This window comes from Devosia enhydra (assembly GCF_900119845.1).
Lineage (GTDB): Bacteria > Pseudomonadota > Alphaproteobacteria > Rhizobiales > Devosiaceae > FPKU01.
Genome location: NZ_FPKU01000002.1, coordinates 206,055 through 221,718 on the forward strand (window position 1 = coordinate 206,055; position 15,664 = coordinate 221,718).

The following is a 15,664-nucleotide window of genomic DNA, read 5'->3' on the forward strand; positions in this document are numbered from 1 at the left end:
GATTATTCGCCGGTGTTCGGAGATGGACGCGTTCCCATCGGCATGGGCGATGATCATGCCCGCTGCGACCGCCGCCTCCATGAAGGAGATGTGGATACTCAGATGCGGGTCATCCCCGGCCTCGACATCAAACCGTTCGTTCCGGCTGATCGGCCGCTTTGAGAACATTTCGCCATCGACGTCAGTGTACTTGGCCATCCGCAGATTCTCCTCTCGATGCAGGAGAACCGGGAACCGGCGAATACCGGTCCTACAGCCAAGCCCTCCTGACTGTGAACCGACATCGCACCGACTTGCTGGACGGTGCCAGAGGGGCCCGGACACAACCTTGATTTGGGTGCGCGATCACGGGGCGACAAGTGTGGGCCGGCTCTATTTGCTTCAGATAGCCCGCTCATTCGTCGATCACTCTCGCCAACCCCTTGACCACGTGCCACGGCGAAGACCGGAGACGCCCTTCTTGATGCATAAGGGTAATCTTGGCACATCGCGGCTCGGCAGAGGCAATGCTGCACGAACAGTTCTTCCAACGGGCTGACTCTAGCTAATACCTATGCCATTCGAGGTGTGGCGGTTCGTCGGGTCGCTGGACCGCCGAAACCTACGGAATGCCGGGGTTTTCTTGCCACGTCCGGGTTGATCCCACCCAATCCCAGAGATTTCACTCGTTCTGTCGCGTTACAAGCGAGTACTTCGCAATCATTGCAAGCAGCTCGAGTTTGAGACCGGCAAGAGTGCCGACGCCCTCGACAGGCGCCCTCGCCTCGCCCAGGCGCTGGCAGAGGCCGGCAAGGCACGCTGCCCGGTTGTCGTCGCCAGGCTCGACCGCCTGTCGCGCGACGTCGCCTTCAGCTCCGGACTGATGGCGCAGCGGGTCCCCCTTCATCGTTGCAGAACTTGGCGCCGATGCTGACCCCTTCATGCTGCACCTTTATGCGGCGCTCGCCGAAAAGGAGCGTCGCCTGATCTCCGAGCGGACCAAGGCGGCGCTTGACGCCAGGAAGGCAACGGGCACCAGGCTGGGCAATCGCGTCAATCCGGCGGAGGCGGCCGCCCGCGGCAGGGCGGTATCGGTGGCCGAGGCCGATCGTTTCGCGACGTCAGTGATGCCGATCATTCAGCAGCTTCAGCTCGGGGGGATCACCAGCTATCGCGGCATTGCCACCGCCCTCGACAGCCGAGGCATTCGCACTGCCCGAGGTGGCACATGGCAGGTCTCCAACGTTCGCAACCTGATGGCGCGGGCTGTACCAACAAGCCTTTATAGAGGGGAACAACGCTGGGGGCGACGGTGTGTCCCAAATGTGCAATTTTCTGTACTCGCTTTGGGACCTGTAAGCAGCTCACTGCGGCGATCCAGGCATGGTCCAGAGGATCGCCCGTACGATCTCGAGCTTGTCGGCCCTGCGCGGTCGGCCGCCGGACGCGGCGCGAGATGTCCGGCTTGCCCCTCGCCTTTGGCCGCCGCCCTCTTGACCGCGTAACCGACAAGCGGCTTCCTATACACCATGTCCGATGCTCGCCCTTGCTCCGACCCCGCTCGCCTGCACGCCTCGGGGCCGCACCGTTGGCGCGCAGTCCTGATGTCATTTGGCGTAGTCGCATTAATCGCGCTGCTGGCCATGATCCTGACTTGGCTGGGGATGGATATCCTGCTCGCGGAAGGCCACATATGGCTCGAAATCGGCATTACTTTAACAGGGTTGTGGATGGCATTGGCCGCGTTGACAACGGGTATGGGTGCACTGGATCTGGCTCGCCTGCCCGACCCGCTGCTCGAGATCGGTCCTGCGGGGCTGCGCGATCAGCTGCAGTCGCCGGACCTTGTCGCTTGGGCAGATCTCGAATGGCATCGGATCGCTGTAATGACGCCGTACGGTATGGTGGATCAGGTGCAGATTCGGCTGAACCGTCCATAGCGCCTTAGGCGAGCTGCACGCACCGCGCAGTTGTTGAGCAGGGTGATGCCGATGAAAGCCTTTCGCGGCCAGCCCCTGTTCATCGCACCCCTTGGCCCCGACGCCACCACCGACCGAATCGCTGATGCGATGGCGCATCACTAGGCCCCGTCGCAGTTTTTGAGCAACGCGCGCTCGTTGCCATGCGGATGCCGATGATGACGCCCCTCTCACGATTTCGGGGTGCCAATGCCCCGAGTTTCGAACGTGCCGAGGCCGTCACACGATGTGAACTCCACGGCGGTGCAGGAGTTGCTTGAGGCCGATATGGAGCGAGACTTCGCGGCATTGGGCGGTGAGGGAGCGTCGGCGTACGACCCCGCTAGCGGCCGGACGAAGCCTCAACGCCACTGCAGGCTGAGGGCCCGCAGCAGATCCGTACGGCTGATCTGTCCCGCAAAGCGACCCTGTCGCATGACCGGGAAACGGCGATAGGGGCTGGCGATCATCACCTCACAGGCACTGACGAGGTCGAGTTCAGCGTCGAGCACATGCGGGTCCGGCGACATGTAGTCAGCCACCGTGCCGCCCCACTGCTTGTAGTAGGAGGCGCTCAGCGCCGCCTTGAGACAATCGCGCTTGGAGAGCACGCCAACGAGGTCGCCCTCGCCATCAAGCACGCAGGCCCCCGAAACACCAGCCTCGAGCAGGATCGAGACGGCCCGGACGATTTCGATCGTCGGAGCAAGGGTGACGAGATCGGTCTTCATCACGTCGCCGACGCGGGCGAGATCCGTCTGGGTCATGGCCGATCCTTCGCCCGGTCGGGACAGGCCGCACAGACACCCTGGCAGGCAATGCCGCCGCAGGAGCCCTTGAGGGCCGGACGGCCGAACAGCACCCCGAGTGCGAGGGCCAGCATGGCGAAGGCAACAAGGAGGATGGTGGCGAGGATTGTCGACATGTTATCTCCTATGAGCTGAGCGCCAGCCAGGCCGGGCTGGCCTGCGCAATCAATCCCTCTGCCGGGTCGCGCAGCAGGAAGAGCACGGCAAGGTCATCCGCATGGGCGCGGGCGAGGCCAGTTTCAGGGCCCATCACCATCATGGCGGTCGCGAGGCCGTCGGCGGTCATGGCGGAACGGTGCGCGACACTGACTGAGGCCACTCGATTGAGCACGGGCTCGGCTGTTCCGGGGTCTATCGTATGGCTGTAGCGTCGGCCGTCCACCTCGTAGACATTGACGGAATCCCCAGAGGTGGCGATTGCCAAGTCCGAAATGGGAAAGGAGCATGCCACGCCGCCACTCTGCGGATTGGCGATGCCGACGCGCCAGGCTGGACCATTGTTGACACCGCCGGCGAAAACTTCGCCGCCGATTTCGATGAACATGTCGCTATGGCCGAGCCGGCGGAGCCTTGCCGCGACGGCATCGACCGCATGACCCTTGGCGATGCCGCAAAGATCGAGTGACATGGCAGCATCGGCCTTGCCGACACGGTCCGCAATGCAGGTCAGCCCCTTGTAGTTGCCACCCCGCTCACCGTGCATTGGCCCGAATCCGTAACGGCCGACCAGTGGCCCGACTGTCGGATCGAACGCCCCATCGCTCCAGGCTGCCAGCCGCAGCGCTTCGGCCGTGACAGAGGCAAAGTCACGGTCGACGACGTGAGATCCGGCGGAGGCCCGGTTGAACCGGGAGAGCCCGCTGTCGGGGCGGAAAGGGCTCATCGCGGCATCGATGCCTGCCAGCGTCTCGGCGATGGCTTCGGGCACTTCTGCCCCGGTGCCGTGCGGCAGGATCACGGACCAGCCCGTGCCAAATCCCCGGCCCGACAGCCGCACGGCCTCGCCTGCACCGGCCGAGGCAGGCAGCGCTGCGACCGTCGTCATGCCGGCGAGCCCAAGCAGGAGGTTGCGTCTGGTGATCGGCATGGTCAGATCCCGAAATCGTCGTTGAAGATAGCGTCCGCCTCGACCCCGCAATCGTCGAGCATAGCGCGCACCGCCTCGATCATCAGCGGCGGCCCGCAAAGGTAGTACTCGCAGGCTTCCGGTGCCGGATGGTCCCGAAGATAGGTGTTGTAGACGACGTCGTGAATGAACCCCGTCGGGCCCTGCCATCCATCGCCACTCACCGGATCTGAGAGAGCCGGGGTCCAGCGGAAATTGCCATGGCGACGGGCGAGGTCGTCCAGTTCGTCACGATAGAAGAGCTCAGCTTGAGAGCGGGCACCATACCAGAAGCTGATCGTCCGGTTAGTGGCGAGGCGTTCGAGCTGGTCGAAAATGATGGCGCGCAGTGGCGCCATGCCGACACCGCCCCCGATGAAGATCATTTCCCGGTCGGTAGCTTGTGCGCCGAAATGGCCATACGGCCCGGACAGCGTGACGGTGTCGCCAGGCTTGCGGGCAAAGAGCCATGACGAAACAACACCGGGAGGCGCGTGCGCTACGGCCGGGGGCGGGGTTGCAAGGCGGATGTTGAGGACGATCAGCCCTGAGTCCTGCGGGCGACTGGCAATGGAATAGGCCCGGGAAATCGGCGCCGTGCTGCGCGCAACTAACCGATCCAGTCCCATTGCCGCCCATTGCTGGCGATGGCCTTCAGGAACGTCGATCTGGGAAAGGGCCAGTTCGTAGGCTGGTGCGGCAACCTGGACGAAGCCACCAGCCCTGAAAGGAAACGCTTGTCCCTCGGGCAGCTCAAATACGATCTCGCGTATGAGCGGCGTCAGTGCGCTGACCGAGACGACACGGCATTCGATACTCTCGATGTCCATCATCGCTTCGTCGACGGTGACCGAGACATCGTTGCGCACCACGACCTGGCAGGCGAGGCGCGCCCCTGAGTTGAGATCGGCCACGCTTAGCCTTGCTCGCTCTGTGGGCAGCGCCGCTCCAGCGCCCGTCACACCTTCGACCCGACACAGGCCGCAGGTGCCCGCGCCGGCACAGGCCGATGGGATCGCGACGCCGTTTTCATTGAGGATGTCGAGCAGTTTTAGATTAGCCGAACCGGCGATTGACGTCTTGCCGTTGACGGTGATCGTTACCGGCCGGGAGGGCAGGAGCAGATCTTTGGCGCCATGGAGCAGCACGGCCAGGAGTACCAGGAGCAGGCAGATGAAGAGGAGCCCAAGGCCGACATCGATCATATCGCCCGCACCCCGGCAAAGGCGGAAAACCCCATGGCGATGAGGCCGGTCACGATGAAGGCCATGCCCAGCCCCTCGAGTCCTCGCGGTACGTCTGCATACCGCAGCCTCTCGCGCAGGGCAGCCAGGGTGACGATGGCAAGGGCCCAGCCGATGCCGCTCCCAAGGCCGAACACGGCACTTTCGGCAAGGTCGTACTGGCGTTCCACCATGAACAGGCTGCCCCCGATGATGGCGCAGTTGATGGCAAGGAGGGGCAGGTAGATGCCGAGCCCACGGTGGAGCGCGGGAAAGTAGCGGTCGAGCAGCATTTCGAGCAGTTGCACCAGCGCAGCGACGATGCCGATGAAGGTGATGAGCCGCATGAAGCGGAGGTCAGTTCCCGGCAGGCCGAGCCAGCCCAGCGCATCCGCACGGAGCAGGTGTGCATAAAGCAGATGGTTGAGCGGAACGCTGATGCCCTGCACGATGATGAGCGCAATACCCACCCCGATTGCCGTCTCGATCCGTCGCGACACGGCCAGATAGGTGCACATCCCGAGAAAGAAGGAGAGGGCGAGGTTTTCCTCGAAGATGGACCGTTGGAAGAGTTCGATCATGGCTGCACCTGCCGCTGCTGCGGAAGTGGAGCGAACTCGCGGGCTTCCTGCTGGCCGGGTCGCAGGCTGCGAATTGCCCAGACCAGCAGCCCCAGGATGATGAAGGCGCTGGGCGCTAGAAGCATGAGCCGCATCGGCTCATACCAGCCGCCATCGGCGACCAGCGGCAGCACCGGACGCGCCAGTAGTGTGCCCGATCCGAAGAGTTCGCGGATGCTGGCCACCACGAGCAGCACCAGGGCATAGCCTGCGCCGTTGCCGAGCGCATCGAGCATGGATGGCACGGGTCGGTTCTGGAGGGCAAAGGCCTCGGTACGTCCCAGCACGATGCAGTTGGTGGCAATCAGCGAGACGAAGACCGACAGGCGCTGGCTCATCTCATAGGCGAAGGCCTGCAGCAACTGATCTGCGACGACCACCAGCGATGCTATGATGGTGATCTGCACGATAAGCCGGATCGCGCTCGGGACGTGATGTCGGATCAGTGAGATGATCCCCGCAGCCAGCGTCAGCACAACGATGAGTGCCAGCGACAGGGTGAGCGCAGTGGCAACTGAGGTGGTCACGGCAAGGGCCGAGCAAATGCCCAGGATGTGGACGGTGACCGGGTTCTTGTCGACCAGCGGGTCCGTTACGGTCCGGAGATGTTCAAACATCATTGGTCCTCGAGCCGCAGCCTATCGAGCCATGGGCCGAAGCCGTTCGGTCCAAGCCAGAAGTGGATCATGTCCGTCACCGCGTAGCCGGTCACAGACGCCCCCGAGATGCCATCGACCTCCGTTTCGTCCCCGGCCGATGATCCGCGCACCACCTCGATGACGATTTCGCCGTCGCGGGACACCGATTTGCCTGCCCATTGCGCCTGCCACGCCGGTTCGGCAATGCGGGCGCCGAGGCCGGGCGTCTCGCCCTGCTCGTAGACGGTGAAGGCGGCGACGGTGGCAAGGTCCGCTTCGAGTGCCAGATAGGCCCTGATGGTCGACTGATAGCCATTGCCGTAGACCGGCAGGACAACGAGGGCGCGCTCGCCTTCGCTCCTGACGACATATGCTTGGGCGAAGTTCTCGCGCCGGCCTATGCCAGCCAGATCCTCGGCTCGCGCCAGCGCCGTGCTGGTTGACGGGTCCGCTGCTACCGCAGCCTGGTCAAAGCCGGACGGGTCGAGGTCTTCGGCTATGCGACCCTGGTCGAGATCGATGATCACCGCCTCGACGGCGTCGGCCCCCGCCTGCGCAAGTATCGCGCCAATGCCCGGCAGCCCCGCCAGCATCGCGCTCATGCGCCCCTGTCTATCGGCCTCCACGTTGACGGCGATCAGCGGGCGCAGCAGCACCGAGGTGGTGGAGATGCAAAGCCCGCAGACGACGGCGACGATGAGGGCGATCCCGACGGTCTTGGTCCGGTCTGAATTGGGGCGCGCAAGGAAGCGCCGCCACGGGTTTCGTAGCTCAGCCATGGCGCCTCGCTCTCTGCGCAGCGTTGAGTGCCATGACCGTCTGGTCGAGCAGGGGTGCAAAGATCGCTGCCATCAGCGTCGCAAAGACGAGTGCACCCAGCGCCGGACCAGCGCCGAAAAACATCACGACGAGCAGTCCGAAAAGCAGCCCATGTCCGATGCGGCCCCAGTTCGTGGCGGCCGAGGCCACGGGGTCGGCAACGAGCACCAGCAGCACGAGCCAGAAGATCCCCTCGCCGGGTAGAGCCACAAGCGCCTCCTGGTTCCACAGCCCGCCCAGTCCCATGACCATCCCGACGGCCCCCGGCAGGATGCGCCAGTTTGCATGACCCGATCCGACGAGCAGCAGCAGCGCCGGTACCATCGTCCAGAGCGGCAGGGCGATCCCGGCGCGATAGCCTTCGGTCGGAAACGAGAACATCAGGAAGGCGAGAGTCACCACCGCAGGGTGCAGAATGTTGCGGCCATGTCCCCCAAATACGAGAAGCCCGATAACGATGCCGAACGTACCGCCGAGCACCAGGTGCCAGACCGGCGCCGACGCGGGAACAAGAAGCGCGATCAGGAGCGCCATGACGAGACCCTCGAGTCCGAACTTCTGGCCGCGCCCTCGGGCGAACACCACCTGCCAGACCAGCGCCACAGCGCCAAGGACTGTGAAAGGGCCGATGATGGCCGGGCCTTCGCTGATTAGCCGGTAGATGAGTGGCAGGAGGAGCCCGGCAAATACCGGCAATTGCCCGCGCATCAGCGGATGCAGCAAGAATTGAACGAGACGCGGACCGATCATCGTTCTGCCTCCAGATGATCGAGCACCTGGCGCAGCATGCGACCATAATCGCCGCCACGACAATCGACATGGCCGAGAAGCGCGAGGTCGTCCTCGGCCAATTCGAGGGCCCCTAGGCGGCGTGCCGTCTCGACGTCTCCAACACTGATGGCGCGCAGGAACGGAATGGCCAGGACTCCGGGAGGCGCGGCCCGTTCATGCAGCGCATTCGGCACGATCGCGTAGTTGCCGCGCATCAGCCAGTCGGCCGCTCTGGTCGTAAGTCCGCGCCGTTCCGGTACAGGTGCGTGGCGCAGGACGGAAACCTGCACGTCGCCGCGTGCCAGATACCGCCCGATCCGACCATCGATGGGCGAACCCGACATCAATCGGACAGCGGCGGCAGGCAATACGCTGCGGGTCAGTTCGTGTATGTCGGCTCCCGGGACCGTTTCGACTAGCATGGGCTGGTTGATCCCGTCGCCAGCAACGCCGACGATCCGGCGGGTCCAGATCGTGCCCTTCGCCAGCAGGTGGCCAAGCGCGATGACGTCCTGATACCCGATATGCCAGACCTGGCCGCGGGCTCCCACCGGATGGAGATAATGAATGTGCGTGCCGACAAGCCCGGCCGGATGGGCGCCCGAGAATGCTGCTGCCGTTACGCCCTCGGGCGTGGGAAGGCTGGCACCCGCCGCATGGCAGAGATAGGTCCGGCCGGTGCTGAGGTGCCGCAGCGCCGATGCCCCCCGGTCGAACCACTCGCGGCGCGGCGCGATAACTGCTGCCGGATCAGGCGCCAGAGGTCGGGTATCGATTGCGGTGATGAAGAGCGCATCCGGCTTCTGATCCGATCGCGGCACGTTTTCGAAGGGTCGGGTACGTAGGCTGGGCCAGATTCCGGCCTCAATCATCAGCGCCACAAGGCTGGGGCGGTCAAGTGGATCGGGAATATTAAAGCGCCTTTTGGCATCGTCTTCCATTGCCAAGACCAAGCGATCTACGCCCCGACGAGCGCCGCGAACAATTTGCCGGACGATGCCCCCGACCGGTGCCACAATGCGTATCTCGGGGCGTATTCTGTCCGTAATCAGCAGGTCGCCGGCGGCGACGCTGGTGCCCTCGGTGATGTGCAACGCCGGCCGCAGGCGTGGCACGTCACCGCCCTGTATTCCGCAGGTGCTTATGGCGATGCGGGTTTCTTGCCCGTAATGGGCGAAGTCAAACCAGTAGTTCAACCTGCCCGCAATCCTGATCTTCATGCCGCTCCCGATTCGGTCTGGACGCCACGACCATATTGATCAGAATGAAATCCTGCATATTGACCGAGGTCAATTCTCGGGCGCCTGTACCGAGTTAAGATGGCTTTGACCTGCCGTCAGTTCCTGCATCGGCTGGCGAACGCACAAGATCATAACGGAGATAGACATGACCCTAGATATTTTCCCCGCCATCCGCCACGTAGCGGCGCTGATTCTCGGGGCTTCTGTCTCCTGCGTACTGTCGCTGCCCTCATTGGCTGACGCCGCCAGCGCTCTGCCGCCCGGTCCCAGGGAGGCGCTGGCAGATCGGGTAGGCAACGATGTAGCTACGCTTGAGACGCTACTCGGCCAGTCCAGATCGGCAGAAGCTTGGCAGGCGGAGTTGCAGGGAAGTGCCGACCCTGCAGTCCTGGCCGCCCTCGGCGACTATCTTGCCCGTATCGCCCCCGCCCCTACCGAAGCTTCCGACGTCACGTCGATCGTCGCGGCGCTGCCGGCCGACGGGAAGCAGCTTTTCGTCGACAACTGCCTCTCCTGCCATGGCGGCGATAAGTATTTCCTCAGGCAGGAAAAGGATTTCGAAGCTTGGATGGGCATCTTCGATGCACCCTATCACCGGCGCCAGCTGACCGGAGAGGGCGAGCGTGAGATGTTTGCCGGCTACGCTGCCATAACGACGCCTCTGGCGCTCGATCCCGTGCCCGAAGCGCTCGCAGACAAGGATTGATGGCGATGAGGCCACGTGTCGAGGCGCGTGGTACGCGTCGCTTTTTGTTCGCGTCGGCCCGTCCCCGCGAGAGAGGCCCCTCATGACTGAAGCAACCGTCCCTCGCCGCCTGACCCTCGCCACCGATCTGACAGCGCGAAGCGATCGGGCCACGGAGCGCGCGATGATGCTGGCGTCAGAGTTCAATGCGCAGCTCCTCGTCGTCCATGCGGTCGAAGCTGACAATTACGCCTTTTGGGATCACGGTCCGTCCTGGCGTCGGTCACCCAATCTGGTTGAGGTGGCGCGCCGACGACTTCGTCTGGAACTTCCGGAGATGGAGGCGCTCGACATTCAGGTGCTGGTTGAGCGCGGCGATCCCTTTGAGCTCGTGCGCAAAGCGAGCGAAGGCTCGGGGAGCGAGCTGATCGTGACGGGTGTTGCCCGGGAAGAGGTCTATGGCGCCAGTCAACCCGGTCGCCTTGTCGGCGAACTCGCCTCCCATACCGGTACACCACTCCTCGTCGTCAAGCGCAAGCCTCTAGCGCCATACCGGCATATCGTGGTTGCAGTAGAATTGACGGAGAACTCGGTTGGCGCGCTTCGTTTCGCCCGACGCTGTTTTCCCAACGCGATCCTGACTGTCTTTCACGCCGTCGATCTCAGCTACGCCAACCTTATCGGCGATCTGGAAGGCACGCGACGTAGTGTTGAAGAGGGTGCAACAAAGACCTGCCGCCAGTGGCTGAACGATCAGCTTGGTCCCGCTGAAGCCGAACAACTTCAGCTGGTGGTCGTCTATGGCGAGCCAGCGATGCTGCTCGACCATTATGCATGGGAAAAGCCCGTCGATCTCGTCGTTACGGGTAGCCACCGCCGCGGCGCTATCGCAAGAGCCTTGCTCGGAAGTGTTGCCCGGTCAGTTCTGGAAAGGGCGCCGGCAGATGTGCTGATCGTGCCCTCCTCGTAGACAGTGGACCTGGGCCTGTCGCCCTGTATAGCTACCGGAGCGTTTAGCAAGTGGACCTGCCTCGCCGCCGCAAGAACACGATGGGTCGCCGCCTGATGGCCGGAATCGTCGCGGCCGCGCCATTGGTCGTAACTTGGGTCCTGCTTGCTTTCCTCTTTGATCAACTGGCCCGCGTAGGGCGACCCCTGGTCCTTGGAGTGGCACGGGCCGTAAGGCATACCGCTCCGCCTTTGGCCAATCTGCTGGCCAACGATCTGGTGCTTTCCGTTGTCGGCGTGGCCGTCGTCGTCCTGGCGCTCTACATTCTCGGCTGGCTTGCCGAGCGTGTCGTCGGCCGGAGACTTCTCGCAGTATTCGATGATATCGTCCAGCATATCCCGTTAATTGATACGATATACCGCGCGGTCAAGCGCTTTCTTGAAGTGGCCGGCAATAGTGATGAGAAGAAAAAACAGCGCGTTGTCCTGATCAGCTTTCCGTCTCCTGCGATGAAGACGGTAGGGCTGCTCACCCGGACCCTTGTCGATACCGACACGGGAACCGAACTCGGGGTGGTTTATGTCCCGACCACGCCCAATCCTACGTCAGGGTATCTTGAAATACTGCCTCTTAAGGACGTGGTACTGACGGACTGGAGCTTCGAGGACGCAATGGCCTTCATCGTGACCGCGGGCTCGAACGCGCCAAGTGCAGTGAACTATCGCCAGAGTGTCCGCTCTGACGTCGGAGAGGAAGACCGTGGGGGAGCGTCGCAGAGCACCAGGGCCGGCCCTGATTGAACTGATGACAGAATGGTACCAGGCCTTTTTTTGGCGGCGTTGGGAGCGCCAATCGCAGCCCGTTCGATCTTCCTTTTCAGCTGCCGCTAGGTCCTGCTTGTATTGCTGCCACCGAGCAATTGATCCAGATCATGGCGACGTTGCTGTCCCTCGTGCGATAAAGCCGCAACAGCAAAGGGACAGACCATGAAAATCGATCTACTGGTTCCGATCCTCCTCTATCCTGATATTCCGACGCCTGAGCATGTTGCCGAAACCGTTCGAGTGGGCCGGCAACTTGGCGAAGCCGCATCCGCCCTCATCGTCGAGGCAGTCCTCCCAAGGCTCGAAGGCCATTGGGGCTCGAAACTAATTGGCGTCGCCGGCATGGCCAAAGACCTCGAAACGCGCCAGCATGCAGCGGCCGAGGCCCTTCGGCAACAGCTGGACGGGCAGGCCACGATAGAGGCTGTCCGTATCAGCGAGGGTCAGATCCAACAGGCGATCTCCGTGCGCGCCCGCAGCCACGATCTCACCTTGATCGGTACCGAGACCATCGAGAGCCGGCAACTGGGTCAAACGCTGGTTTTTGATGCCGGTCGGCCGGTCGTGCTGGTGCCCGCGCAAACGAATGCGGCAAAGATCAGCCGCATAGCCATCGCATGGGACGGAAGTCGGGCGGCAGCCCGTGCCGTTCACGATGCCATGCCGTGGATCTCGACCTCGAGTTCGCTCACCATCATCACGGCGTTCGACGACAAGACAATAAGCGAGCAGACAGTGGCGGATCTGCAGGCCTATCTGGCCCGTCGGGGCCTTGACGCATTTTGCGAGGACGTTTCTGCAAACGGCGAGGGGGTGGGACTGGCATTGCAGGACGGCGCCCTTCGCCACCGGGCCGACATGCTGGTGATGGGGGCATTCGGGCACAGCAGACTGAGGGACTTCATCCTGGGAGGCGCCACCGAAGCGGTATTCGCCGAGACGCGATTGCCAATCTTCATGTCGCACTGACAGCGCCGGAGGCAGCACACGCCACGGGAGAACGGCCGCCACGTACCTGCAAGCGCGGGAAGCGTGGCGGCTATTTGTTGCGACAATTACACCGTTTTCGGATTATTGTGCGACATAGCCCCCATCCACGGGGACATGGGCGCCAGTAACGAAGGCTGCCTGCGGCGAACAGAGCCAGACGATGAGGTTAGCGACTTCATCGGCCGTTCCGATCCGCCCCAGCGGATGCAGAGGCGCCATCATCTCGGAGGTCGAGGCCTTTCCGCCGGTCGCCTGCGCGGCCAGCGAGTCGAGCATTCTTGTATCAATCCCTCCGGGGCATATCGAGTTCACCCGAATTCCCTGCTTGGCATATTCAAGAGCAGCATTTTTCGTGAGCCCGTTCACGCCGTGCTTTGACGCGACATAGGGCGACAGACCCGGAAAGCCGATCAGTCCGGCAACCGATGAGAGATTAACGATCGACCCACCGCCCGTTTTCAGCATGGCAGAAATTTCAGCCTTGAGACAGAGAAAGACACCCCGGAGGTTGACCGCTATGATGCGGTCGAAGTTCTCTTCGCTCTGGTCGGTTAGTGGGAGGACTGCACCTTCGATCCCCGCATTGTTGCAGGCGCAGTCGAGTCGGCCATACGAGCCGATGACGTGGTCTATCATCGCCTGAACGTCGGCGGCATTTGAGACATCGGCCCGTGCGAAATTGGCGTCGGCTCCGGTTTCTCGAATGATCCGCACCGTCTCATGGCCGGCCTCTGAATCAACGTCCGAGACCACGACCCTTGCGCCCTCTTGGGCAAAGCGCAGTGCTGTGGCCCGTCCGATCCCCGCACCCGCGCCCGTGACCAGAGCAACTTTTTCTCGCATCAGGGACATGTGTTTTCTCCCTATCCAGGTTCGATGCCGCCTCAGGCAGTGCGTGTTACTGAAACGGCCTCGCGGCCAGCGATGCGCCCCATGACCAGGCAGTTGGTCATCGACCCACCTCCGATGTAGTCTTGGAAGAAGACAGGCCCGGCGCCCTCACCAGCCGCTAAAAGACCCGGGATGACCCGGCCATCGGCTTCAAGCACGCGCGCCCGCTCGTCGATCATGATCCCCCCAAATGTAAGGGTGATCCCAGGCACAAGGGGGCTGAACGCGTAAAAGGGCGCCGTCTCGATGCGGGTGGCAAGTGTCCTCTTGGGGGGATTTGCGGCGGGGGCCGCCCCGTTCTCGACACTCTGGTTGAAGCTCTCGATGGTCTCTTGAAGTGCAGCAGTCGGTAGGCCGACTTTTTCGGCTAACTCCTCCAGAGTGTCTGCTTGGTGCACGGTCAGCCCGAGCCGGGTGAATGTCGAAATCACTCCCTCGGCTGCCTTTTCCCGGATCGGCTGGTCAAACACCAAGGTAGTCGATTGACCGGGCTGTTCGAGCACGGCCTTTCCATGCGTCACATAACCCAGAGATTCATCCACAAAGCGTCGGCCATTGCGGTTGATGCTCACCGCATAGGGCACGACGGCGGCAGGTTGGCCTGCTGCCGTCTCAACTCCATCTACGGCGGCAATGTGCAAAGCCATTAGCCCACCCATGCCTTTGAGGCCCGCACCGGCACCCTGCGCCATCAGGAGCCCGTCACCGGTGGCGTGGGGAATTCCCCGGACCATCAATGCGCCTGCATTGGGATCCGAATAAGATTCGAGGAACTGGGAATTGCCCGCATACCCCCCCGTCGCGATCACGACCGAGGTGCCACGGTAGTCCACCATACCTCTACGACCAATGGCACGCACGCCCACCACGGCCCCATCTTCACTCATGATCAGTTGGCGGGCCTTGGCGTCAAAGACGAACCGGGCTCCCAGTTCCTCGAGTCGCGCCTTCATCCTGCGAAACAGAACGGGCATCCCGGCAAAGGAGGCAGGAGCAACCGTCGCTGTCGCCACGCGGTTTGGCGGGCGTTCGACGGCAGGCAGAACCTCAATTCCATTGTCCTTCAGCCAAGCGACGTCCGCATGGATGTGCTGAGCCATCAGGGCAAATATCGCAGCGTTGCCGCGGCCAAGCGTATACGCTTCATAGTCGGCCACGTAATCGGCACGCGCGGCATCCGTTTCGGCCAAGGGTAGCGAAAAGCTCCCTCCTGCCAGAAATGAGTTGCCACCCATCCGGCTCTGGGAGGCTTTCTCAAGGACTACGACCCTAGCACCGCTGGACGCGGCCTCGAGCGCCGCGGAGCACCCTGCCAAGCCCGAACCAATGACGACTACATCGAAGGTTTCGCTTTGCTCAGGCTCGGGCAGTAACGCCGCTTGCACCGGATGGAATGAGCCAAGGCTGAGTGCACCGGCCCCCAGGCCGATACCCCCTAGCAGGCCACGCCGGGTTATGCGGGAATCGATGCTCGGGGTCATGATAGCCTCCTGGAACTTCACGGGAATGGGTCAGTCGATGGAAAAGCGAAAACCTCGATGGCAGATATTGCAGGTGACCTCGCCCGGCTCATGCACGCGATGGCACTCGGTACATTGTGGGACTTCCCCAGGTGCCAGATGAGGCGAGACATGGGGATTGGGCGCTTTGAGTTCACCGGCTTGTAGGTCGATCATGGTGCCGTGGCAGGCAACACAGGTGGAGTTGAAATTGGGGGCAGACGGTGGGGAACGCATACCCAGCCCGCCGACATGACAACTCTCACAAGGCACGCCGGCTGCTGTGTGCCTATCGATCAACAGTGCTGTTTCGTCGGCAACGGAGAGCAAGTGAGAGCGCGCGGTGGTTAGGCTAGGATGCCAGTTCGACATCTGGCTGCCTCCACCCCATCTCTCAAGGAAGCGAAGGTCCGCCTCATACTCCTGTCCCGCTACAGCCACGGCCTGCAACAACGCCATGCAAATGAGCGTGCGGACAACGAGCAGTCGCATGGTGTCCTCCTCCTGTAGCGGAACATTGCCTCAAGGGTGGCGCCGGCTCCTTGATCTAGGTCAACCACCGCCGAACCCGGAGCGGGAAGCCGATTTGGTCCGAAGGAAAACGTCCTGCCGTGGGCCCCAAATCTTACCGCGACGCGTGAGCGATCCGGCGAGCAAGTAGCG

The 15,664-nt window shown here is 62.8% G+C and carries 20 protein-coding genes; 7 read left to right on the forward strand and 13 right to left on the reverse strand.

The window, feature by feature from the left end; translation table 11 throughout:
* Window positions 1–198, reverse strand: a 198-nt coding sequence (locus tag BT183_RS20940; protein WP_210185466.1) for a hypothetical protein, incomplete at its 3' end; no start/stop codon positions are given.
* Between the two features lie 472 nt (window positions 199–670).
* Between BT183_RS20940 and BT183_RS21200 the strand changes: the two genes are divergently transcribed.
* The 3 genes from BT183_RS21200 to BT183_RS10120 all read left to right on the forward strand — a co-directional run bounded on the left by BT183_RS21200 (window position 671) and on the right by BT183_RS10120 (window position 1,919).
* Entirely contained in the window at window positions 671–913 is a 243-nt protein-coding gene (locus tag BT183_RS21200; RefSeq protein ID WP_342078962.1) for a recombinase family protein, read from the forward strand.
* Between the two features lie 7 nt (window positions 914–920).
* Window positions 921–1,484: a recombinase family protein gene (locus tag BT183_RS21205; protein ID WP_072342329.1), complete on the forward strand. Its 564-nt coding sequence runs from the start codon at window positions 921–923 to the stop codon at window positions 1,482–1,484.
* Window positions 1,485–1,583: 99 nt separating this feature from the next.
* On the forward strand, window positions 1,584–1,919 hold the full coding sequence (locus BT183_RS10120) for a hypothetical protein (protein ID WP_072342333.1): 336 nt from the start codon (window positions 1,584–1,586) through the stop codon (window positions 1,917–1,919).
* Window positions 1,920–2,299: 380 nt separating this feature from the next.
* On the opposite strand, the gene BT183_RS10125 is transcribed toward BT183_RS10120, so the two are convergent.
* The 9 genes from BT183_RS10125 to BT183_RS10160 are packed head-to-tail and all read right to left on the reverse strand — an operon-like array spanning window position 2,300 to window position 9,142.
* Window positions 2,300–2,704, reverse strand: a complete 405-nt coding sequence (locus BT183_RS10125) for a CBS domain-containing protein (protein WP_072342336.1) — start codon at window positions 2,702–2,704, stop codon at window positions 2,300–2,302.
* Window positions 2,701–2,862 (reverse strand): (Na+)-NQR maturation NqrM, encoded by a 162-nt coding sequence (locus BT183_RS20485; protein ID WP_143145602.1) that lies wholly within the window; start codon window positions 2,860–2,862, stop codon window positions 2,701–2,703. Before BT183_RS20485 ends, BT183_RS10125 begins: the two co-directional genes overlap by 4 nt.
* Before the next feature lie 8 nt (window positions 2,863–2,870).
* Complete coding sequence (locus BT183_RS10130; protein ID WP_084603434.1) at window positions 2,871–3,833, reverse strand: FAD:protein FMN transferase; 963 nt, start codon at window positions 3,831–3,833, stop codon at window positions 2,871–2,873.
* Window positions 3,834–3,835: 2 nt separating this feature from the next.
* Complete coding sequence (gene nqrF / locus BT183_RS10135; RefSeq protein ID WP_084603435.1) at window positions 3,836–5,056, reverse strand: NADH:ubiquinone reductase (Na(+)-transporting) subunit F; 1,221 nt, start codon at window positions 5,054–5,056, stop codon at window positions 3,836–3,838.
* Window positions 5,053–5,655, reverse strand: a complete 603-nt coding sequence (gene nqrE / locus BT183_RS10140; protein ID WP_072342339.1) for an NADH:ubiquinone reductase (Na(+)-transporting) subunit E — start codon at window positions 5,653–5,655, stop codon at window positions 5,053–5,055. Before nqrE ends, nqrF begins: the two co-directional genes overlap by 4 nt.
* The gene (locus BT183_RS10145; RefSeq protein ID WP_244545300.1) at window positions 5,652–6,311 is read right to left on the reverse strand and encodes an NADH:ubiquinone reductase (Na(+)-transporting) subunit D; all 660 of its coding nucleotides are present in this window, start codon (window positions 6,309–6,311) and stop codon (window positions 5,652–5,654) included. The genes nqrE and BT183_RS10145 overlap by 4 nt, the downstream gene beginning before the upstream one ends.
* Window positions 6,311–7,111, reverse strand: coding sequence for an NADH:ubiquinone reductase (Na(+)-transporting) subunit C (gene nqrC, locus BT183_RS10150; RefSeq protein ID WP_072342345.1), 801 nt, complete (start codon window positions 7,109–7,111; stop codon window positions 6,311–6,313). The genes BT183_RS10145 and nqrC overlap by 1 nt, the downstream gene beginning before the upstream one ends.
* Window positions 7,104–7,901 carry an RnfABCDGE type electron transport complex subunit D gene (locus BT183_RS10155; protein ID WP_072342348.1) on the reverse strand — a complete coding sequence of 266 codons (798 nt, stop codon included), beginning with the start codon at window positions 7,899–7,901 and terminating at the stop codon, window positions 7,104–7,106. The genes nqrC and BT183_RS10155 overlap by 8 nt, the downstream gene beginning before the upstream one ends.
* Window positions 7,898–9,142, reverse strand: a complete 1,245-nt coding sequence (locus BT183_RS10160) for a hypothetical protein (RefSeq protein ID WP_072342351.1) — start codon at window positions 9,140–9,142, stop codon at window positions 7,898–7,900. Before BT183_RS10160 ends, BT183_RS10155 begins: the two co-directional genes overlap by 4 nt.
* A gap of 166 nt (window positions 9,143–9,308) precedes the next feature.
* On the opposite strand from BT183_RS10160, the gene BT183_RS20490 reads away from it, so the two are divergent.
* The 4 genes from BT183_RS20490 (at window position 9,309) to BT183_RS10180 (ending at window position 12,590) form a co-directional block, all read left to right on the forward strand.
* Window positions 9,309–9,869: a hypothetical protein gene (locus BT183_RS20490; protein ID WP_143145755.1), complete on the forward strand. Its 561-nt coding sequence runs from the start codon at window positions 9,309–9,311 to the stop codon at window positions 9,867–9,869.
* An 82-nt stretch (window positions 9,870–9,951) separates the two neighbouring features.
* Complete coding sequence (locus tag BT183_RS10170) at window positions 9,952–10,818, forward strand: universal stress protein (protein WP_072342357.1); 867 nt, start codon at window positions 9,952–9,954, stop codon at window positions 10,816–10,818.
* Between the two features lie 50 nt (window positions 10,819–10,868).
* Window positions 10,869–11,597, forward strand: coding sequence for a DUF502 domain-containing protein (locus BT183_RS10175; RefSeq protein WP_072342360.1), 729 nt, complete (start codon window positions 10,869–10,871; stop codon window positions 11,595–11,597).
* 186 nt (window positions 11,598–11,783) lie between these two features.
* Entirely contained in the window at window positions 11,784–12,590 is an 807-nt protein-coding gene (locus BT183_RS10180; RefSeq protein WP_084603437.1) for a universal stress protein, read from the forward strand.
* 102 nt (window positions 12,591–12,692) lie between these two features.
* On the opposite strand, the gene BT183_RS10185 is transcribed toward BT183_RS10180, so the two are convergent.
* Genes BT183_RS10185 through BT183_RS10195 form a run of 3 tightly spaced genes read right to left on the reverse strand, consistent with a single transcriptional unit; the run spans window position 12,693 to window position 15,493 of the window.
* Window positions 12,693–13,463 (reverse strand): SDR family oxidoreductase, encoded by a 771-nt coding sequence (locus BT183_RS10185; RefSeq protein WP_072342366.1) that lies wholly within the window; start codon window positions 13,461–13,463, stop codon window positions 12,693–12,695.
* A 32-nt stretch (window positions 13,464–13,495) separates the two neighbouring features.
* A complete protein-coding gene (locus BT183_RS10190) occupies window positions 13,496–14,983 on the reverse strand; it encodes an FAD-dependent oxidoreductase (RefSeq protein ID WP_143145756.1) in 1,488 nt (495 codons plus the stop codon).
* 30 nt (window positions 14,984–15,013) lie between these two features.
* Window positions 15,014–15,493 (reverse strand): cytochrome c3 family protein, encoded by a 480-nt coding sequence (locus BT183_RS10195; RefSeq protein WP_072342372.1) that lies wholly within the window; start codon window positions 15,491–15,493, stop codon window positions 15,014–15,016.
* Between the last annotated feature and the right edge of the window lie 171 nt (window positions 15,494–15,664).